Origin of the sequence: Mesorhizobium sp. Root157, from assembly GCF_001427385.1 — a bacterium.
Classification (GTDB): Bacteria; Pseudomonadota; Alphaproteobacteria; order Rhizobiales; family Rhizobiaceae; genus Mesorhizobium.
Window position 1 is genome coordinate 196,318 of the sequence record NZ_LMGJ01000001.1, and the last position, 18,763, is coordinate 215,080.

The following is an 18,763-nucleotide window of genomic DNA, read 5'->3' on the forward strand; positions in this document are numbered from 1 at the left end:
CGCTGCTTCTCACGTTTCGATTTATGACTGTTCGGCAGTCAGGGCGTCGAGGCGCGCGCGCAGCGTTGCCACCTCTTCCTCGAGCGCCTCGACGCGCGCTTCAAGATCGGACGAAGCCGCGAACGAAGGTGTTCTGGTTGGCGTGGCGACTGCCGCAAGTTCGACCGGTCCGGCAAGAAGATGCGCGTAGCGGTCTTCGCGCTGGCCGGGACCACGACCTATTTCCTTCACCAGCGCGGGCCTGCGGCCAATCAGCATATCGAGTTCGCCGCGCAAATCGTCGGCCGATGCGAACCGCGCCATACGCTCGCTGCGCACAAACAGTTCGGGCACCGTCTGCGGACCGCGCAGCAACAAAAGGCCGACCAGCGCCGTCTGCGCCGTTGTCAACGAAAAGCGCTGCGCCATGGTGTGTTCGTAGCGCTCGACGCGAGAAGCGAAGGCCTGACGCACAAGTTCTTTCTGCTCGAGCAGCTTCAAGGCCCTATGCACCTCGACCGGTTCCAGCGCCATTACTGGGTCGCGCGCCGTCTTCTGGTTGGCGGCGGCATGGGCGGAGTTGAGCGACAGCGGATAGACATCCGGCGTCAACTCCTTCTTCTCGATCAAGCAGCCCAGAATGCGGGCTTCGACGGCGTTAAGAAGGGGAAGTTCAGACGTTTCGTTCATGCGCAATCCCCTACACGAAGGTCGCTGTCGACGGCAAGACATGCTGCACGCTGCTGGACAATCGCTTGAATTGGGTGTGTCCTGTTTCCAATGATGCAGGAGGGGACAATGTTCTTCGGTGTATCAACGCTTCAAACATTCCATGTGCTTGTGAGCCTCGTCGCCATCGGAACCGGCGTCATCGTCCTATACGGACTTATGTCGTCGCAGAAGATGAGCCTCCTTACCTTCATTTTTCTTGTGACGACATTGGCGACGACCCTCACCGGCTTTCTGTTTCCGCTCAACGGCTTCACACCGGCAGTCAGCGTCGGGATAATCTCGATTTTCGTGCTGATCGCTGTCTTCTATGCACGATATGGCCGGCGCATGACCGGGCGCTGGCGCGGCGTATACGTTGTCACAGCCGTGCTCTCGCTCTACTTCAACGTATTCGTGCTCGTTGCGCAGATGTTCCAGAAAGTGCCCGCCTTGAAGGCGCTGGCGCCAAACGGGTCAGAGCCGCCTTTCCTGGCGGTTCAGGCAATGCTGCTGCTGTTGTTTCTGGTTGCCGGCTATCGGGCCTACCGCCTGTTTCGTCCGGACCGTCCTGCCGCTGCGGCGGCCCGGACGGCTTAAGCTCGACCGGCGATCAGGCCCGCCGCTCGATCATCATCGCCTGCCGCGTTGCCGCAGGCGCGCAAGCAAAAAGAGCGATCGCCGTCAGACCCGCCGCTCGACCATCATCTTCTTGATCTCGGCGATCGCCTTGGCCGGATTGAGGCCCTTGGGGCAGGTCTGCGCGCAGTTCATGATGGTGTGGCAACGATAGAGCCGGAACGGGTCTTCAAGATTGTCCAGCCGCTCGCCCTTGGCCTCGTCCCTGGAGTCGATCAGCCAGCGATAGGCTTGCAGCAGCGTTGCCGGGCCGAGATAGCGGTCGCCGTTCCACCAGTAGCTCGGGCAGGAGGTCGAGCAGCAGGCGCACAGGATGCACTCGTAGAGGCCGTCAAGCTTTTCGCGGTCCTCGTGGCTCTGCAGCCATTCCTTGGCGGGTTCCGGCGAAACCGTATGCAGCCAAGGCTCGATCGAGGCGTGCTGGGCGTAGAAATTGGTGAGGTCGGGCACCAGGTCCTTGACCACCTGCATATGCGGCAGCGGGTAGATCTTGATCGCACCGGAAATCTCGTCGCAGCCCTTGGTGCAGGCAAGTGTATTCGAGCCGTCGATGTTCATGGCGCAGGAACCGCAAATGCCCTCGCGGCAGGAGCGGCGTAGCGTCAGCGTCGGATCGATCTTGTTCTTGATGTACAAGAGCGCATCCAGGACCATCGGCCCGCAATCGTCCATGTCGACGAAATAGGTGTCGATGCTCGGGTTTTCCTCGTCATCCGGCGACCAGCGGTAGATGCGGTATTCGCGCAGATTGGTGGCACCCTCGGGCTTCGGCCAGGTCTTGCCCTGCTTGATCTGCGAGTTCTTGGGGAGTGCGAGTTCGACCATGGATTGCGATCCTCAATACACCCGCGCCTTGGGCGCGATCTTGGCGAGGCTGATGCCGCCGTCTTCTTCCTTCAGCAGCGGTTCAGTGTGAACCGGGCGATAGCTGAGCGAGACTTTACCGTCCTCGCTCAGGTGCGCCAGCGTATGCTTGCGCCAGTTGGCGTCGTCGCGGTCGGCAAAGTCCTCGCGCGCATGCGCGCCGCGGCTTTCCTTGCGGGCTTCCGCGCCATAGACGGTGGTGATGGCGTTGGCCATCAGGTTTTCCAGTTCCAGCGTCTCGACGAGGTCCGAGTTCCAGATCATCGAGCGGTCATAGACCTTGATGTCCTTCAACTCGCCCCAGATCTGCGAAATCCGCTTGCAGCCGTTCTCCAGCGATTCCTGGGTGCGGAACACGGCGGCGTCTTCCTGCATGGCGCGCTGCATCCGCTCGCGGATGACGGCGGTCGGCGTCTTGCCGTTGGCGTGGCGCAGGCGGTCGAAGCGGTCCATGATCTTGTCGGCCGCCGCCAGGTTGAGGGAAGGTACTGCCGAAGCGCGGTCCACCACTTCGCCCGCGCGAATCGCAGCGGCGCGACCGAAGACGACGAGGTCGATCAGCGAGTTGGAACCAAGCCGGTTGGCACCGTGCACCGAGGCGCAGCCGGCCTCGCCGACGGCCATGAGGCCGGGCGACACCCGGTCCGGGTCCGCCTTGGTCGGGTTCAGCACTTCGCCCCAATAGTTGGTCGGCACGCCGCCCATATTGTAGTGGACCGTCGGCAGCACGGGGATCGGCTCCTTGGTCAGGTCGACGCCGGCGAAAATGCGCGCCGATTCCGAAATGCCGGGCAGCCGTTCATGCAGCACGGCCGGGTCGAGATGGTCGAGATGCAGGAAGATGTGGTCCTTGTTCTTGCCGACGCCGCGACCTTCGCGGATTTCCAGCGTCATGCAACGCGAAACCACGTCGCGCGAGGCCAGATCCTTGGCGGACGGCGCATAGCGCTCCATGAAGCGCTCGCCCTCGGAGTTGACGAGATAGCCGCCTTCGCCGCGCGCGCCCTCGGTGATCAGGCAGCCGGCGCCATAGATGCCGGTCGGGTGGAACTGCACGAATTCCATGTCCTGGAGCGGGAGACCCGCTCTAGCTGCCATGCCGCCGCCGTCGCCGGTGCAGGTATGGGCCGAGGTGGCGGAGAAGAAGGCGCGGCCATAGCCGCCCGTCGCCAAGACGACCATCTTGGCCGAGAAGCGATGGATGGTGCCGTCGTCGAGGTTCCAGGCGACGACGCCGGTGCAGGTGCCGTCGTCTTCCATGATCAGGTCGAGCGCGAAATACTCGATGAAGAATTGCGCCTTGTGCTTCAGCGACTGGCCGTAAAGCGTGTGCAGGATGGCATGGCCGGTGCGGTCGGCGGCAGCGCAGGTGCGCTGCACGGGCGGGCCGTCGCCATAGTTCATCATGTGGCCGCCGAACGGGCGCTGGTAGATCTTGCCTTCCTCGGTGCGCGAGAAGGGGACGCCGTAATGTTCGAGTTCATAGACGGCGGCCGGCGCCTGGCGCACCAGATATTCCATCGCGTCCATGTCGCCCAGCCAGTCCGACCCCTTGACGGTGTCGTACATGTGCCATTGCCAGCTGTCCGGCCCCATGTTGGACAGCGAGGCGGCGATCCCGCCCTGGGCTGCCACCGTGTGCGACCGCGTTGGGAAAACCTTGGTGATGCAGGCGGTCTTCAGCCCCTGTTCGGCCATGCCGAGCGTGGCGCGAAGCCCCGCGCCACCCGCGCCGACGACGACGACGTCAAACTTGTGATCGACATAGGTATAGGCGGAAGCGCCGCCCGCGTTCTTTGCGTCCTTGGCCAAGGCTCAGCCTCCGAATGACAGCTTGGCGAGGGCGAAGATCGAGGCTACGCCGACCGCTATGGTGAAGAAAGTATTGAGCATGAGCAGCGCCAGCTTGCAGCCCTCGCCGTGGACGTAGTCCTCTATAACGACCTGCATGCCGAGCCGCATGTGGATCAGCCCCGAGACGATCATGACCATGAGGATCAACGCTACCGCCGGGTGGCTGATGGCTGCGCGGACCTCGTCATAGCTTGCGCCGTTCATGCAGACGAGGAAGCCGACGAAGAACAGGGTCAGCGGAACGAGGGCAACGGCTGTCAGGCGTTGCCGCCAGAAGTGAAGGGTGCCTTCACGGGCGGAACCGAGGCCTCGCACCTTGGCCATTGGGGTGCGCATGTCGATATTGTTGCCGCTCATGTCAGGCCCCCCGGACGTAGTAGCCGACCACCCAGATCGCCAGCGTCAGCACGGCGGAGCCGACCAGCGATGCCCAAGCGATCTTCGAGGCCGTGTGCTTTTCCAGGCCGGCGCCCGCATCCCAGACGAAATGGCGCACGCCGCCCAGCAGGTGGAGCATAAGCGCCCACGTATAACCAAGCAGCACGAGACGACCGAACCATGATCCGAAAATGCCGTTGACGAAATCGAAGTAGGATTGCGGCCCCGCAGCGGCGATCAGCCACCAGGCGACCAGCAACGTACCGACATAGAGCGCTGCACCGGTGATGCGATGCAGGATCGACGTCGTCATAGTGATCGGCGGCCGATAGATGGACAGATGCGGCGAAAGCGGGCGTGGCTTCGCCGGCGCGCGGGTGGCTTGTGATTGGCTCATGGCTCCCCCGTTCGGCACCCTGTGCTGCAGTGCAAATGCGCCACCGCAGTTTCAGATGCGACTTTGGATGGCCGGTTTCTAGAACTCTTTTTGCACCGCGTCAAAGTCAGAAAACCGTTTCCGATTCATAATTTAGTCTGACTAAATCGCTTGTCGGCGCTTCAAACGATTGAAGGACAGAATTATATTCGTAGGATAACTTCTTAACTGGGGAGAATTCCCTTATCGCATGCAGGTCAATGGCGTCTGGCCGGCCTTGACCACCAGCGCCTCGCGTCCATCGAGAACGATCGCGTCGTGCGCCTGACCGTACCGGCTGCGCTGGTTGGAGGGCGAGGCCTGCAGTTCCTCGGCAACACCATCCGGCCCCAGAATGCGCACCGAAGCACCGAGATTCTGGATGGTCATCATGCCCCCGTCGGCACAGTTGTAGGTCGCCGTGCCAGGTTGCGAGACTTCCTCTTCCGTAACGATCGCCACCGCCTGCGAACCGTCCGCAGAAACAGCCTTAAGGGATTTGTCCGTTGCCTTGGCTCCCGGATCGGAAACGCACGCCGAACAGACAATGATTGGCAACAGCGTGATCGCCACCCGTGCCGCTAGGCATAACGCCATGCAATATCCTCCAGAAGCGCGAACTTACCCGCGTGGGGTCCTGGCGATCAAGGGGGCCTGGCGATCTACCCCAAGCTTTGCCATGGATGCCGGCCATTAACCATTTTTGCGAAAGCCGCGCCGCTGCCTGGCCAGTCTCTTAACAATGGTTAAGAAATCGTTAATCTCCTGATTCGAGGAGGCTTGCCTCTAACACGGAGCAGCAGCATGCGTTTGAGCTTTGGCCTATCCAGCCTCGCGGTGACAACGTTGCTTGCCGTCGGCTATTCCTCGCCGGCGGACGCTTGGTCACGCCATCATGACCATGTCTATGCCGATTCGTTCGGCAACCTCGTCATCGACAGCGCCGCTGGTTATAAGCGCATCCTTGTCGGCGAAGGCCATATGGCCAGGAAGTTGGCCAATTACACGGCGACCGGCGAACCGGGGGTGATCCATTTCAATGAACACATCCGTGCCGGAGCAGCGCAGGATTGCTATCGCCCGCCTGTGTTGGTGAAGGGGCGCAGCTACATGTATGGCCTCTCGGACGGCGAGATGCCGCAGCTTAGCCCTTGCCGTTGAAATTCCAGCCGGGCGGCTCGGCGGGCGGCTGGACGAGACTGAGCGGACCGCCTGAAACTCTAACCTGATCGCGCCCGGCTTTCTTGGCGCCATAGAGCGCCTCGTCGGCCCGCCGCATCAGATCGGCGAGGCCTTCTTCCAACTGGAGTTCAGCGGCGCCAAAGCTTGCCGTACAGCGATGGGTCTTCGGCAGCCCCTCAATGGGCAAGGCGCTGAAGGCGCTGCGTATGCCCTCCGCGAACAGTCGTGCCGACGTCAGGTTGGTGCCCGGCAAAAGGATGGCGAATTCTTCGCCGCCGATGCGGCCGACAATGTGGTGATGCGTGACGGTGCCGCGCAGGAACCCGGCAAAGGCCTCGATGACGCGATCGCCCGATGCATGGCCGAAACTGTCGTTTATCGTCTTGAAGTGATCGAGATCCGCCAGCACCAACGACACCGGAATCCCCTGCTTCCTGGCCGTTCGAAGCGCCAGGCCGGCATGTGCCTGGAAACCACCGCGATTGAGCAGCCGAGACAAAGCGTCCGCCTCGGACTTGAAAGTCGCTTCCGCAAGTGCGTCGCGCACCAGGATGCCCAGCATCAGCAACGCGATGGCCAGGGTGAAGATCGTACCCATCGTTTGCGACACCATCGCATAGCTGCTTTGCAGGTAGCTTTGCGGGTTCGCGCCCCAGCCGCCGAGCGCATGCGCAAGGAAGGGCTTGCTGGCGAATTGCAGGACGCTCAAGGCCAGAACGACCATCAGCAGCCGGTCGAGCGCGCCTGGGCGCTTTTTCGACGACCACACGATGGCGAGCGCCACGGCTTGCATGGCGGCATAGGGAAGCTGGTAAGCCATCATGCGCGTCAGCGCTTGGCGCGGCTGGTCCTGCACCAGATAGACGACAAAGGTTGCCGCCGCGAGAAAGAACAGCATCAATTGCCAGTGCTGCCGCAAATTGTAGTTGTGCGCCAGTCCGACATTGAAGGCGATGGTCGCGGCAAGAAAGACGGCGAACGCGACAGTGACCGGCAGGTGAGCGTCGCGGAATACCGGTATGCTGAACTCGATGAGCAAATAGCCGATGCCGAGCATATAGCTGAACGCCAGCCAGTGCGCCGCGGTACGCCGCGCGCCGCCGGCTGCCAGAACCATGAAGGAGGCAGCGAGAAGCGCGGCCACGAAGACGTTGATGGCCAGAATGAAGTTTGCGCTCGTCATCTCGTTCTCATGCGTCGGTCGTCAACAAAAACATCGACGCACCAAGAACACGTTAACGCCGGCACTTTTCGGCGCTGTCAATCACCTGTTTGCCGAGGCGGCGGGCAAAACCTCGACCGAGCGCTCGTAGGACATGCGCACGCTGTTGCGGCCGTTCTGCTTCGCCTTGTAAAGCGCCTCGTCGGCCCTGCGCATCAGAAGATCGAGTTGCTCATCCCCGGTCCTGGCGGCGACGCCGAAGCTCGCCGTTACCCGCAATCCATGCGGGAAGCCTTCCGTATCGCCGGTCGAGAAAAGGACGCGGACCGCTTCGGCAAGCAGGCGTGCCCCGGCAAGGTCCGCCCATGGCAGGAGCACGGCGAATTCTTCCCCGCCGATACGCCCCGCAACTCCGCGCGCGCCTGAAGCCGCCGCCTGCAGCTTTTCGGCGAAGGCGGCGATCACGCGGTCGCCGACAGCATGGCCGTAACGGTCATTGATCGACTTGAAGTGATCGAGATCGGCAAGCACCAGTGTAACCGGGCATTTGCTGGTTCCGCACTGGCCGAGAAGCCTCTGCGCGGCCAGGTCGAAGCCGCGCCTGTTGAGCAGGCCCGACAGTGAATCCGTCTGCGACACTTGCCTCAATCCCGAAACCATATCGAGTGCGGCGGCGGCAAACACACAAAGCGAGATCAAAAGCGCGAACAAGGCATGCGACAGCATCGCCGAACGCCAATAAACCGAGTTGTAGAAATTTTCGGGGCTGATCGGCCCGTATATGGCCATGACGACCGGCGGCCGGACGATGAAGTTCATTGCCGTCAGTATCGCCATTCCAAACAGGAAATACTCGGCCATGCTACGCGCCCGGCTTGGCCAAAGGTCGGCTGCGACCAACAGGCAAATCGCCCCGAAGGCGAAATTCAGTGACAGGATGCGCCTGGTGAGGTCCGCGTCGACGAACATGAACCACATCTGGGCGGTAAAACCGAGAGCGGCCAGCACGCCTATGATGGGGAAACTTCTGGACCGGCCGAAACGCAGGACGACTGCTGCCCCGACTAGGCAGGCTGCCAGCGAAAACGTCGCGCCTGCGAGGGCTCGGGTGATGCCGAACCCCGTCGGAAAGGGGAAGGATTGCAGGACAAACCCGACCGCCGACAAACCGTAGCCGGCAGCCAGGAGCGCCAGATGGCGCTGACGCAGATAGAACCACAGACCAACGAAGGCCGCCGACAGCACGAGCGCGATTGCTGGGTTTAGCAGCGCTATGAACAGGCTCGTATCCACCCTCAACGCATCTTCCACCGGTTCCGTGGCGAAAGCCTTAGCCCGTAAGCCCAAACAACGGGTTAAGTCGGAGCGGTATATTTCCTGTATGTAAAAATTTCCGGAGCATCCGGCCCCGGAAATTTCGCCACTTACTGCCAGTCGCGGATGTCGACGAAATGGCCGGCGATCGCCGCCGCCGCCGCCATGGCGGGCGACACCAGATGCGTGCGGCCCTTGAAGCCCTGGCGGCCCTCGAAATTGCGGTTCGAGGTCGAGGCGCAGCGCTCATGCGGCTTCAGCCGGTCGTCGTTCATGGCCAGGCACATCGAGCAGCCCGGCTCGCGCCAGTCGAAACCGGCCTCGATGAAGATCTTGTCGAGCCCTTCGGCCTCGGCCTGTTCCTTCACCAGACCCGAGCCCGGCACGATCATGGCGTTGACGCGCGGGTTGACCTTTTTGCCCTTGGCGACGGCGGCAACGGCGCGCAGATCCTCGATGCGACCATTGGTGCAGGAGCCGATGAAGACGCGATCGACCTCGATGTCGGTGATCTTCGTGCCGGCGGTCAGCCCCATATATTCGAGCGCGCGCTTCTTGGAGTTGCGCTTGTTCTCGTCCGCGATCTGGTCCGGATCGGGCACGGCACCGAGCACGGAGGCGACGTCCTCGGGCGACGAACCCCAGGTGACAATGGGCGGCAGCGCGGCAGCGTCCAGCACGACGACCTTGTCGAAATGCGCGCCTTCGTCGGTCTGGAGCGTCTTCCAGTAGCCGAGCGCCATGTCCCACGCCGCGCCCTTCGGCGCGCGCGGCTTGTCCTTGACATAGGCGAAGGTGGTGTCGTCCGGCGCGATCAGGCCGGCGCGCGCACCGCCTTCGATCGACATGTTGCAGATCGTCATGCGGCCTTCCATCGACAGCGCGCGGATCGCCTCGCCGGCATATTCGATGACGTAGCCGGTGCCGCCGGCGGTGCCGATCTCGCCGATGATGGCAAGGATGATGTCCTTGGCGGTGACGCCGGCCGGCAACTGGCCATCGACCCGCACCAGCATGTTCTTGGCCTTGCGCTGGATCAGCGTCTGCGTTGCCAGCACATGCTCGACTTCCGACGTGCCGATGCCGTGCGCCAGCGCGCCGAACGCGCCGTGCGTGGAGGTGTGGCTGTCGCCGCAGACAATGGTCATGCCGGGCAGCGTGAAACCCTGCTCCGGCCCGATGATGTGGACGATGCCCTGGCGGCGGTCCTTCTCGGAATAATATTCGACGCCGAAGTCGGCGGCGTTCTTCGCCAGCGCCTCGACCTGGATGCGGCTTTCCTCGTTCTTGATGCCGTTGACGCGGTCCGGCGAGGTCGGCACGTTGTGATCGACCACGGCCAGCGTGCGCTCGGGATGGCGCACCTTGCGGTTGGTCATGCGCAGGCCTTCGAACGCCTGCGGGCTGGTCACTTCATGGACGAGGTGGCGGTCGATGTAGAGCAGGCAAGTGCCGTCGTCCTGCCGGTCGACCACGTGATCGTCGAAAATCTTGTCGTAGAGGGTGCGCAATTTGGGTTCAGAAGGGGCGCTCATGTGCGTAAATCCGTCGATTTCAAAGTGTGGAAGCGAAAACCGGCGACGCCGGCACGAAGGCGGACCGGCTCAGGAAAGCCGGCTGGCGAGCGCGCCCGAAATGCACGCAAAAAAGCGCGCTGGCAGGCGCTTCTTGTCCTGCAGCACGAAGCCCTTGTAGGACGGGTCTCCGAACAGCTCTTCCATGGCCTCGCTCATATCAATCTTTTCCGCCCTCGGCAATTGCCGGCTGGATGCGGGAATGTCTCGTTGCATGGAAGGCCCCTTTCCGTTCGTCATCCTCGGGCAAGCCCGAGCGTAGCGAAAGGCGCGACCCGGGGATCCATGCCGTGAGGGTTGAGATGCGCGGGGCGGTTCAGAATGAAGAGTTGTCTTCTTCACCCTTTACGCACCGCCGCCTCGTAACGGCATGGATCCTAGGGTCTCCGCGACGGCCTTTGGCCTGCTACGCCCTAGGATGACGAAGAGATGGGTGTGCTTGTTCATTGCCACGCCCGGCTAAAGCCGTCTGGCCATTGTCAAAGAACTGACCTCGGTTGAGAGGTCGGAAAGACGGGCGGTCAGGAGATCGCTCGTTTTAGTAGGTATGTGCGGTCACCCGACCGCCCGTCCGGCGTTTTAAGATTTCAAATCCGCCCGCTTTCATCGACACGCCGTGTCCCCTCACAGGCTCTCCTTGAAGATGCCGCTGCTAAGGTGAGGGCGACGCTCGGCGGCCTAGCGCGTCCCCTTTCAACGCTGCACAGGACACAACCGGTCCCTTCGTGGGGGGCAGACCAAACCTCCCCGGCGCGAGCCACGCTAGCCCGCATCCGAGGCGCCGGTTTCTCTCCACGATTGCGCCGTCGCGACACCGCGTTCCCGCGAGAGAAACTGGGGCGGAGTATGAGAGGGGGTTGGAGGGTGGGGATAGAAAAATGCTAAGTGGTTGAGATTGCTGGAAACTGCTTCAGAACAGTCCACTGCTACGGGTGCCGTCAGGAACCCTCAATCTGCGATTTGGTCATCTACCTGTGCGCATTCGCATGAAAGTGACAGTTCGATTGTTCATATCTGGATACGCTTCGTATCCCGCCGATTGCCACGATTTGCACTGAACGTGTGCGGTGACTTCCAAATCTTCGTTCGCCCACCACCAATCATATTTGCGGGCCGACGCAGGTAGATTGGACAATACGTCCAACTCATCGAAGCTCATCACAACATCGACAGCTGTTTGCTGTACCAAGTGATCTCTCCAAGCATCATACTTTCCCATTTGCTCCACCCCCCAATATCATGAAGAAAAAGCTCGGCAGGTCGTCTCCGCTCACGCCGCTTCCTGCTCCTGGCAGATCTGTTCGGCTTCGGCGTCTTCCAGCGGCTGCTTCAGCAACCGGCAATAGTGCTGGCCCGGTCCGCGCGCATCGGCGGCAAAATGCCGGCAGTCGTGGCAGATGCCGAAGGCTCGGCCTGAGCGCGCCGCAAGCGCCGAGGTAACCAGCGCCGCGACGCCATCGCCAAGCGTGGCCCGCAAGGGCTGCGGCAAGGCCTCGAAAGCTTTCTGGATCGTCGCCATGCCGTCGAGCGGCAACAGCGCCCTGCCCTTTTCGGTCAGGCCGAGTTGAACCGAACGGGCATCGCCCGGATTGGCGGTCTTTTCGACAAGGCCGGCCCGCTCCAGCGACATCAGCGTTTGCGACACGGTGCCCTTGGTGAGGCCGAGATAGGCGGTGAGGCCGCCCGGCGTGCGCGAGAAGCGGTTGGCGCGGGCAAGATAGCGCAACGCCTCCCACTGCGCCGGCTTCAGCCCATGCGCATGCCCTTCATTGGTGACCAGCCGCGCCAGCCGCTCGATCAGTTCGATGGTTTCGCCGTCGTTGCGCATTGCTGTCAAAGCGTGTCGCGGCTTTCTGCATCGCTTCGCACGCTTTAGCTCCTTCTTCCATGCATGTCCTTGTCCCGAAACCGGTTCCCACTTTCGGGAGACATGCCCTCTTGCATGCATGTCTTTGTCTCGAAACCGGTTCCCACTTTCGGGAGACATGCATTGGTATCGTAACACTACCAATATTGCAATGCATCGCAGCGCCTGCTATGCGGATATGGTATCGAGTCAATACCATTGGAGAAACAGGCATGAGACCCCACCTTCTCGCGGCGACGGCGCTGCTGGCTCTTGGCCAGCCGGCCATAGCCCACGACATCAAAAGCGCGATCGACCCGGGCAAGCCCGCCGCATTCGACATCACCTCCGCTTCGGCCACCACGGACGGGCGGCTTTCCACCTTCATGATGGAGGTTGCCGGCGAGGCCGGATCGGTGAAGCCGGAGGCGACCGGCAAACTGCAGGGCGCGAAAGTCGCGGCCTATGTCTGGCCGACCGGCTTCGATCCTTCGGCCGTCGGCTTTGCCGAAAAGGCGGGCATCCTTGCGCTGGCGATCACCGCGCATCCCGACTTCGACGACACGCCGCTGTTCGACGAGAACGGCGACGGCGACCCGGCCAATGACGGCGCCGACTGGCACTCGCACTGGGTGGTGCTGGGCAAGGATGACGGCTGCGGCGCGGGCCTGAAGGTGCTGGACGTGTCGCCCGGTGTCGATCTTCTCCCGCCGACCGCACCGATGCTGCCGCTGGCACTGGACAGTCCCGGCATGTCGCCCAGCCTGAAGGGCAAGACGGCGCGGATCACCGTGCCGGTGAAAGGCGGCGAGGGCGTCTCCTTCGACGCGGTGACGGCCGAATTGCAGGTGAACGCCGAAGGCAAGACACCGCTTCTATGCGTGACCGGCGTGCACGATGTCGCCTCCGGCGACCTGTCGCTGCCCGGCAAGATCGTGAAGCAATAGCGGCTAGGCCTTGGATTTTTCCTTGGCCTTGCCCCCATCGGCCAAGGATGCGCCGTCTGGAGTTCCTCCGATATCCAGGCGGCGTTCGCCATGGCCGCGCCGCATGCGCTGTTCCAGTGCCCTCAGCGCAAGCGAAAGCCCGACGGTGAGGATGAGGTAGATATAGGCGACGATCGAATAGGTCTCGAAGAAGCGGAACGAGCCGGAGGCGTAGATCTTGGCCATCTGGGTGATGTCGGCGACGCCGAGCACCGAGACCAGCGACGAATCCTTGACCATGGCGACGAAGTCGTTGCCGAGCGGCGGCAGGATGGTGCGGACAGCTTGCGGTAAGACGATCAGGCGGAAGCGCTGGAACGGCGTCAGCCCCAGCGCCTTGGCCGCCTCGACCTGGCCGCCGTCGACCGCCAGGATGCCGGCGCGGAAGACTTCGGCGATGAAGGCGGAATAACCTATGGTCAGCGCCATGATGGCCCGCCAGAGCAGCGATACGTCGCGCACCAGAAGCGGCTCGATCAGCCCGGCGTCCTGCAAGGGCAAGGTGACGGCGTTCCATGCCGCGACGAAGGCCGGCGCGCCGACGAAGGCGATCCAGAACAGAAGCACCAGCATCGGCACGCCGCGAAGGATCTCGACATAGAAGCGCGCGACCTGTCTCAGCACGCGCGAGCCCGACAGCGCCATCAGCGCGATGCCGAGCCCCATCGCCGAGGCCAGCACGAACGCCACCAGCGTGACGAAGATGGTGATGCCGATGCCTTTGGCGACGGTGGCGAAGACCTGGGAATAAAGCTCGCTTGCCGCAATCGCGACGGCGGCAGTGGCGGCCAGCAGGGCGGCGGCGACCAGCCACCACGGAAAATCCGGCTTTTGCAGCTTCAGGGGTTGCGGCATCTAGCGGGAACCCGCGCGGATTCCCGATGCAAAGCCATCAATCGTCATCATGAAAACAAGCCGGGTCGAAGATCATTCGCCGAGCTTGTAGTCGAGGAACCACTTCTTGGTCAAAGCGTCGAGCGTGCCGTCCTTCTTCAGGTCCGCGATCGCGGCGTTGACGGGTTGGATGAATTCGGAGCCTTTCGGGAAGATGAAGCCGAAATCCTCGGTGCCAAGCGGCCCGCCGATCAGCTTCAGCCCGCCGCCGGAGTTTTCGACATAGCCCTTGCCGGCGGTGCCGTCGGTCAAGACGACATCGACATCGCCGGAAATGAGCGCCAGCACGCTGGCCCCGAACGTCTCGAACAGCTTGATGCGCGGGTTCTGCTCGTTGCCGTCGAGCACGCTGTAGACGGCGGTGTAGAACGGCGTGGTACCGGCCTGCGCGCCGACGAGGCCATCCTTGAACGCGCCAAAGGTGGCGGCGTCGGTGAAACGGCTTTCGTCGGAACGCACCAGCATGAACTGCTCCGAGCGCATATAGGGGTCGGAGAAATCGACCTTGGCCTTGCGCTCGTCGTTAATGGTGATGCCGTTCATGCCGATATTGTACTGGTCGTCGGAAACGGCCTGGATCATCGCGTCCCATGAGGCGTTCTGGTATTCGACCTGGAAATTCAGCCGCTTGGCGATCTCGTTCATCGCATCATATTCCCAGCCCATCTGCTCGCCGGTCTTGGGGTCGACGAACTGCAAGGGCGGATAGGCATTTTCGGTGACGACCACGACCTTCTTGCCGCCCAGGTCCGGCAGGGTCTGGGCGAAGGCGACGGCCGGGGCGAGGATCACGGCCAGCAGGCCGGCAAGAACGAGCTTGGACTTGGTCATGGCGCACTCCAAGGATGACCTTCCCGAAATCGGAAGGGCAATGAAACCCCGCCGACTTTAGCCGCCTTGATGCGCCTTGCAAGATGGCCCTTCCTCAACCGGCCCGTGCATGTCGCCGGCCGATGGCGGCGGCAACGAAAAAGGCGGCCGAAGCCGCCTTTCCGATGGAAATGCCTAAGAGGCTTATTCCGCAGTTGCGGGGGCGGCCTCGGCGGCAGCGGCTTCCGCTGCCTTTGCGGCCTCATCGGCAGCCTTCTTCTCGGCGGCTTCCTGGGCGGCCTTCTCGGCGGCCAGCGCTTCGGCGGCGGCGATCTTCTCGGCCTCGATGCGCGCCTTCTCGGCGTTCAGCGCATCGCGCTCGGCTTCGTTCAGCTTGCGGGCGCGCACGCCGGTATTTTCCGTGATGCGGGCCGACTTGCCGCGACGGTCGCGCAGGTAATAGAGCTTGGCGCGGCGCACCTTGCCGCGGCGCACGATCTCGACGCCCTCGACCATCGGCGAATAGACCGGGAACACGCGCTCCACGCCTTCGCCGTAGGAAATCTTGCGGACGGTGAAATTCTCCTGGAAGCCGGCGCCGGAACGGGCGATGACGACGCCCTCATAGGCCTGCACGCGGGTGCGGGTGCCTTCGGTGACGCGCACGTTGACGCGCACGGTGTCGCCGGGCTGGAATTCGGGCAGCTTGCGCTTGGCTTCGATCTTGGCGGCCTGTTCGGCCTCGAGCTGACGGATGAGATCCATCGTTTTATCCACTTCTTGTTCTTCCGACAGTCAGAGCGCCCTGCTCTCGCCTCGCAGTTCAAATGACCGCTTGGCTATGCCATCCGTCCCAGGACATCCGGCAGGGGCGACTACACCGCCACATGTTGACGGGTTATTCCAGTCCGGAAGATTGTTCTTCCAGTACGGGCGCGGCGATACACCATTGCGAAGGCTTTGTCACCTGCGGCCCGGATAATTTATGCGTCTTGCCCTTCCGTAACGAAAAGTGCATTGCCTCCCCGACACCATGGTGTCGCGTCAGTCTTAGCCTTTCCATATCGAATTCGAACGCCATATCGCCCGCCCTTGTGACATAACAGGCTGTTTTCATCGTGACCCTGCTTGACGTGTTCATCCTTTTCATCGCCGGTTTTCTGTCAGGCATCGTCAACGCCATTGCCGGCGGCGGTACCTTTCTCACCTTCGGCGCGCTGACGCTGGTCGGCATGCCGCCGATCGTGGCCAATGCAACCTCCTCGATCGCCCAGTTGCCAGGCTATATCACCTCGACGCTGGCCTACTGGAAGGACATCAGCCGCATGTGGCGCGGCGCCATCGCCTTCGCGATCATTTCGGTGATCGGCGCCTCGATCGGCTCGCTGACCCTTTTGGCCCTCGACAACCAGTCCTTCAGCGCCATGGTGCCCTGGCTGCTGATTGCGGCAACCGCGCTGTTCGCCGCCGGGCCATGGCTAAGGCCAGCCGCACCGCATGACCACACGGACGATGCAAGGCCCTCGCTGACCGGACGGATCGTGCAGTTCTTCACATCCATCTATGGCGGGTTTTTCGGCGCCGGCATGGGCGTCATGATGCTGGCCACGCTGAGCTTGACGGAAGGCGGCAGCTACCACCGCATGAACGCGCTGAAGAACATGCTGTCGATCATCATCGCCAGCGTCGCCATCGTCATCTTCGTTTCGGGCGGCGTCATCGCCTGGCTGCAGGCCGCGGCCATGGTTCCGGGCGTGGCTGTCGGCGGCTACGCCGGCGTGTGGACGGCAAGGCGCGTGCCGCAATCGGTCGTGCGCGGCATCGTCATTGCCGTCGGCCTGCTGCTTGCCGGCTACTATTTCGTCAAGGGCTGAAGTCCGGCCGCGGCGGCGTTAACCCCAATGACCGGCTATGCCGGCCACCGAAGTCGCCGCCAGCGCCAGCACCGCCAGCTTCCAGAAATCGGAACGCCGCTTCAGGCCCGGCCAGCCAAGCGGCTTGATCAGTTGGATGATCATCAGGGCAAGGATGACAAGGGCAAGCACTTTCGTCATGCTTGCCTTTGAACAGGATCGCAACGCGGTGTCAAAGCCTGCCTGAATTCCTGAACTGCAAATCTAACCCGATTTTCTAAACCTAAGTCAGATAGACGATGGCCTGGAGGAGCGCGTAGATAGGCTCAGGCACAGGACCGCTCGGAGGAAGAGGCATGGCATCGCGTTATCATCAGGTCTACGCCGGCTGGAAACGGGATTCGGATGCGTTCTGGGCCGAGGCGGCGGGCGATATCGACTGGTTCACGCCATTCGATAAAGTCTTCGATGCGGATGCCGGCGTCTATGGCCGCTGGTTTCCCGGAGCCACCTGCAACACCTGCTACAATGCGGTCGACCGCCACGTGGCAAGCGGGCGGGCCGATCAGCTTGCCCTGATCCACGACAGCGCCATTGCCGGAACGGTGCGCACATTCACCTATGCCGAACTGAAGCGCGAAGTGGTGGCGCTTGCCTCGGTGATGAAGAATCAGGGCATCGGCAAGGGCGACCGCGTCATCATCTACATGCCGATGATCGCCGAAGCGACCTTCGCCATGCTGGCCTGCGCGCGCCTCGGCGCCATCCACTCCGTGGTGTTCGGCGGCTTCGCGGCGCGCGAGCTTGCCACCCGCATCGAGGACGCCCAGCCGAAGGCGGTGATCTCCGCCTCCTGCGGCCTCGAGCCGAACCGCACCATCGCCTACAAACCCCTGCTCGACGAGGCCATCGAACTGGCAAGGCACAAGCCCGAGCGCTGCATCGTCGTGCAGCGCGAGCAGCTGGCCTGCGACATGACCGAAGGCCGCGACATCGACTACGCCGATGCGGTTGCCCGCGAGAAGGCTGCCGGCGCCAATGTCGACTGCGTGCCGGTTGCCTCCACCGATCCGCTCTACGTACTTTATACGTCAGGCACGACCGGCCAGCCGAAGGGCGTGATCCGCGACAATGGCGGCCACATGGTCAGGCTGAAATGGTCGATGTACAATGAGTTCGGCATCGAGCCGGGCGAAGTGTTCTGGGCGGCTTCCGATGTCGGCTGGGTCGTCGGCCATTCCTACATCGTCTACGCCCCGCTGCTGCACGGCTGCACCACCGTCATGTTCGAGGGCAAGCCGGTCGGCACGCCGGATGCAGGCACCTTCTGGCGCGTCATCGAGCAGCACGGCGTGGTGGCGCTGTTCACCGCTCCCACCGCCTTCCGCGCCATCAAGGGCCAGGACCCCAAGGGCGAATTCGTCCCGAAATACGATCTGTCGAAATTCCGCACCCTGTTCCTGGCCGGCGAGCGCGCCGACCCCGAGACCATCAAATGGGCGGAACAAAGACTTGGCGTTCCGGTCATCGACCACTGGTGGCAGACGGAAACCGGCGCGCCGATCACCCACAACCCGGTCGGCCTCGGCCTGTTGCCGCTCAAATACGGCTCGCCCGGCGTGCCGATGCCGGGCTACGACATCCGTATCCTGAACGACGCCGGCCACGAGGTGCCGAACGGAACGCTGGGCAACGTGGTGCTGAAATTGCCGCTGCCGCCGGCATGCCTGCCGACGCTGTGGAATGCCGACAAGCGCTTCCATCAAGCCTATCTCGACGAGTTCCCCGGCTACTACAAGACCGCCGATGCCGGCATTCTCGACGACGACGGCTACCTGTTCGTGATGGCGCGCACCGACGACATCATCAACGTTGCCGGCCATCGGTTGTCGACCGGGGCGATGGAAGAAGTGCTGGCCGAACATCCCGACGTTGCCGAATGTGCGGTCATCGGCATCGCCGACGCCATGAAGGGGCAGACCCCGCTTGGCCTCGTCGTGCTCAATGCCGGGGTGACGCGCGACCTCGCGGCAATCGAAAAAGAGGCGATTGCGCTGGTGCGCGACCGCATCGGCCCGGTCGCCGCCTTCAAGACGGTGGTGACCATCAAGCGCCTGCCCAAGACCCGCTCGGGCAAGGTGCTGCGCGGCACCATGCAGAAGATCGCCGACAAGGAAGAATGGAAAATGCCGGCCACCATCGACGATCCAGCCATCCTCGACGAGATTACCGAGGCGCTGAAAGCGCGCGGCATCGGCGTCTAGAGCGCGTCGCGATCTTTCAGATTCGCTGGCGCGCTCAAAGC

General features: G+C 62.6%; 20 protein-coding genes. 5 read left to right on the plus strand and 15 right to left on the minus strand.

Translation table 11 applies throughout. The features are described 5' to 3' along the window. Positions 1–21 precede the first annotated feature (21 nt). Positions 22–669 carry a YceH family protein gene (locus tag ASD64_RS00935; protein ID WP_056099264.1) on the minus strand — a complete coding sequence of 216 codons (648 nt, stop codon included), beginning with the start codon at positions 667–669 and terminating at the stop codon, positions 22–24. 108 nt (positions 670–777) lie between these two features. Here ASD64_RS00935 and ASD64_RS00940 point away from each other — a divergent pair, with 108 nt between their 5' ends. After that, positions 778–1,287 (plus strand): hypothetical protein, encoded by a 510-nt coding sequence (locus tag ASD64_RS00940; protein WP_056100157.1) that lies wholly within the window; start codon positions 778–780, stop codon positions 1,285–1,287. Between the two features lie 84 nt (positions 1,288–1,371). Here ASD64_RS00940 and ASD64_RS00945 read toward each other — a convergent pair whose 3' ends face one another. The 5 genes from ASD64_RS00945 to ASD64_RS00965 all read right to left on the minus strand — a co-directional run bounded on the left by ASD64_RS00945 (position 1,372) and on the right by ASD64_RS00965 (position 5,434). Then, the gene (locus tag ASD64_RS00945; protein ID WP_056099267.1) at positions 1,372–2,151 is read right to left on the minus strand and encodes a succinate dehydrogenase iron-sulfur subunit; all 780 of its coding nucleotides are present in this window, start codon (positions 2,149–2,151) and stop codon (positions 1,372–1,374) included. A gap of 12 nt (positions 2,152–2,163) precedes the next feature. Next, the gene (gene sdhA / locus ASD64_RS00950; RefSeq protein WP_056099270.1) at positions 2,164–4,002 is read right to left on the minus strand and encodes a succinate dehydrogenase flavoprotein subunit; all 1,839 of its coding nucleotides are present in this window, start codon (positions 4,000–4,002) and stop codon (positions 2,164–2,166) included. A gap of 3 nt (positions 4,003–4,005) precedes the next feature. Beyond that, entirely contained in the window at positions 4,006–4,401 is a 396-nt protein-coding gene (gene sdhD, locus ASD64_RS00955; RefSeq protein ID WP_056099272.1) for a succinate dehydrogenase, hydrophobic membrane anchor protein, read from the minus strand. A gap of 1 nt (position 4,402) precedes the next feature. Continuing rightward, the gene (sdhC, locus tag ASD64_RS00960) at positions 4,403–4,819 is read right to left on the minus strand and encodes a succinate dehydrogenase, cytochrome b556 subunit (RefSeq protein ID WP_056099275.1); all 417 of its coding nucleotides are present in this window, start codon (positions 4,817–4,819) and stop codon (positions 4,403–4,405) included. Between the two features lie 222 nt (positions 4,820–5,041). After that, positions 5,042–5,434: a hypothetical protein gene (locus ASD64_RS00965; RefSeq protein ID WP_056099278.1), complete on the minus strand. Its 393-nt coding sequence runs from the start codon at positions 5,432–5,434 to the stop codon at positions 5,042–5,044. 207 nt (positions 5,435–5,641) lie between these two features. Between ASD64_RS00965 and ASD64_RS00970 the strand changes: the two genes are divergently transcribed. Further along, entirely contained in the window at positions 5,642–5,998 is a 357-nt protein-coding gene (locus tag ASD64_RS00970; protein WP_056099283.1) for a hypothetical protein, read from the plus strand. Here the strand turns inward: ASD64_RS00970 and ASD64_RS00975 are convergent. From ASD64_RS00975 to ASD64_RS00990, 5 genes are all read right to left on the minus strand, one after another. Further along, the gene (locus tag ASD64_RS00975) at positions 5,982–7,202 is read right to left on the minus strand and encodes a sensor domain-containing diguanylate cyclase (RefSeq protein WP_056099286.1); all 1,221 of its coding nucleotides are present in this window, start codon (positions 7,200–7,202) and stop codon (positions 5,982–5,984) included. The two genes, ASD64_RS00970 and ASD64_RS00975, sit on opposite strands and share 17 nt — an antisense overlap. An 81-nt stretch (positions 7,203–7,283) precedes the next feature. After that, a complete protein-coding gene (locus tag ASD64_RS00980) occupies positions 7,284–8,474 on the minus strand; it encodes a sensor domain-containing diguanylate cyclase (RefSeq protein WP_056099289.1) in 1,191 nt (396 codons plus the stop codon). Positions 8,475–8,605: 131 nt separating this feature from the next. Then, the gene (gene leuC, locus ASD64_RS00985; RefSeq protein ID WP_056099292.1) at positions 8,606–10,030 is read right to left on the minus strand and encodes a 3-isopropylmalate dehydratase large subunit; all 1,425 of its coding nucleotides are present in this window, start codon (positions 10,028–10,030) and stop codon (positions 8,606–8,608) included. A gap of 69 nt (positions 10,031–10,099) precedes the next feature. After that, positions 10,100–10,228, minus strand: coding sequence for a hypothetical protein (locus ASD64_RS21775; protein WP_274533312.1), 129 nt, complete (start codon positions 10,226–10,228; stop codon positions 10,100–10,102). Positions 10,229–11,339: 1,111 nt separating this feature from the next. Continuing rightward, positions 11,340–11,897: a MarR family winged helix-turn-helix transcriptional regulator gene (locus ASD64_RS00990; protein WP_056099296.1), complete on the minus strand. Its 558-nt coding sequence runs from the start codon at positions 11,895–11,897 to the stop codon at positions 11,340–11,342. A 251-nt stretch (positions 11,898–12,148) separates the two neighbouring features. Here ASD64_RS00990 and ASD64_RS00995 point away from each other — a divergent pair, with 251 nt between their 5' ends. Beyond that, positions 12,149–12,862: a hypothetical protein gene (locus ASD64_RS00995; RefSeq protein WP_056099299.1), complete on the plus strand. Its 714-nt coding sequence runs from the start codon at positions 12,149–12,151 to the stop codon at positions 12,860–12,862. Positions 12,863–12,865: 3 nt separating this feature from the next. On the opposite strand, the gene ASD64_RS01000 is transcribed toward ASD64_RS00995, so the two are convergent. The 3 genes from ASD64_RS01000 to rplS form a co-directional block, all read right to left on the minus strand. Beyond that, positions 12,866–13,756, minus strand: a complete 891-nt coding sequence (locus ASD64_RS01000; protein WP_082549803.1) for an amino acid ABC transporter permease — start codon at positions 13,754–13,756, stop codon at positions 12,866–12,868. A gap of 72 nt (positions 13,757–13,828) precedes the next feature. Further along, positions 13,829–14,626 carry a transporter substrate-binding domain-containing protein gene (locus ASD64_RS01005; RefSeq protein ID WP_056099301.1) on the minus strand — a complete coding sequence of 266 codons (798 nt, stop codon included), beginning with the start codon at positions 14,624–14,626 and terminating at the stop codon, positions 13,829–13,831. Between the two features lie 183 nt (positions 14,627–14,809). After that, on the minus strand, positions 14,810–15,370 hold the full coding sequence (gene rplS / locus ASD64_RS01010) for a 50S ribosomal protein L19 (protein ID WP_056099304.1): 561 nt from the start codon (positions 15,368–15,370) through the stop codon (positions 14,810–14,812). Between the two features lie 353 nt (positions 15,371–15,723). Here rplS and ASD64_RS01015 point away from each other — a divergent pair, with 353 nt between their 5' ends. Then, the gene (locus tag ASD64_RS01015) at positions 15,724–16,479 is read left to right on the plus strand and encodes a sulfite exporter TauE/SafE family protein (protein WP_056099306.1); all 756 of its coding nucleotides are present in this window, start codon (positions 15,724–15,726) and stop codon (positions 16,477–16,479) included. An 18-nt stretch (positions 16,480–16,497) separates the two neighbouring features. Here ASD64_RS01015 and ASD64_RS21305 read toward each other — a convergent pair whose 3' ends face one another. Further along, entirely contained in the window at positions 16,498–16,659 is a 162-nt protein-coding gene (locus ASD64_RS21305; protein WP_200957769.1) for a hypothetical protein, read from the minus strand. 155 nt (positions 16,660–16,814) lie between these two features. Here ASD64_RS21305 and ASD64_RS01020 point away from each other — a divergent pair, with 155 nt between their 5' ends. After that, complete coding sequence (locus tag ASD64_RS01020; protein ID WP_056099309.1) at positions 16,815–18,722, plus strand: propionyl-CoA synthetase; 1,908 nt, start codon at positions 16,815–16,817, stop codon at positions 18,720–18,722. Positions 18,723–18,763: the final 41 nt, after the last annotated feature.

Bases quoted from the DNA above. Each gene is read 5' to 3' on its own strand.
- ASD64_RS00970 (WP_056099283.1), top strand. From the start codon at position 5,642: ATGCGTTTGAGCTTTGGCCTATCCAGCCTCGCGGTGACAACGTTGCTT.
- ASD64_RS00940 (WP_056100157.1), top strand. From the start codon at position 778: ATGTTCTTCGGTGTATCAACGCTTCAAACATTCCATGTGCTTGTGAGC.
- leuC (WP_056099292.1), bottom strand. From the start codon at position 10,030: ATGAGCGCCCCTTCTGAACCCAAATTGCGCACCCTCTACGACAAGATT.
- ASD64_RS21775 (WP_274533312.1), bottom strand. From the start codon at position 10,228: ATGAGCGAGGCCATGGAAGAGCTGTTCGGAGACCCGTCCTACAAGGGC.
- sdhD (WP_056099272.1), bottom strand. From the start codon at position 4,401: ATGAGCGGCAACAATATCGACATGCGCACCCCAATGGCCAAGGTGCGA.
- ASD64_RS00975 (WP_056099286.1), bottom strand. From the start codon at position 7,202: ATGACGAGCGCAAACTTCATTCTGGCCATCAACGTCTTCGTGGCCGCG.
- ASD64_RS00995 (WP_056099299.1), top strand. From the start codon at position 12,149: ATGAGACCCCACCTTCTCGCGGCGACGGCGCTGCTGGCTCTTGGCCAG.
- ASD64_RS01020 (WP_056099309.1), top strand. From the start codon at position 16,815: ATGGCATCGCGTTATCATCAGGTCTACGCCGGCTGGAAACGGGATTCG.
- ASD64_RS00965 (WP_056099278.1), bottom strand. From the start codon at position 5,434: ATGGCGTTATGCCTAGCGGCACGGGTGGCGATCACGCTGTTGCCAATC.
- ASD64_RS01000 (WP_082549803.1), bottom strand. From the start codon at position 13,756: ATGCCGCAACCCCTGAAGCTGCAAAAGCCGGATTTTCCGTGGTGGCTG.
- ASD64_RS00945 (WP_056099267.1), bottom strand. From the start codon at position 2,151: ATGGTCGAACTCGCACTCCCCAAGAACTCGCAGATCAAGCAGGGCAAG.
- ASD64_RS01005 (WP_056099301.1), bottom strand. From the start codon at position 14,626: ATGACCAAGTCCAAGCTCGTTCTTGCCGGCCTGCTGGCCGTGATCCTC.
- ASD64_RS21305 (WP_200957769.1), bottom strand. From the start codon at position 16,659: ATGACGAAAGTGCTTGCCCTTGTCATCCTTGCCCTGATGATCATCCAA.
- ASD64_RS00990 (WP_056099296.1), bottom strand. From the start codon at position 11,897: ATGCGCAACGACGGCGAAACCATCGAACTGATCGAGCGGCTGGCGCGG.
- rplS (WP_056099304.1), bottom strand. From the start codon at position 15,370: ATGGATCTCATCCGTCAGCTCGAGGCCGAACAGGCCGCCAAGATCGAA.
- ASD64_RS00935 (WP_056099264.1), bottom strand. From the start codon at position 669: ATGAACGAAACGTCTGAACTTCCCCTTCTTAACGCCGTCGAAGCCCGC.
- sdhC (WP_056099275.1), bottom strand. From the start codon at position 4,819: ATGAGCCAATCACAAGCCACCCGCGCGCCGGCGAAGCCACGCCCGCTT.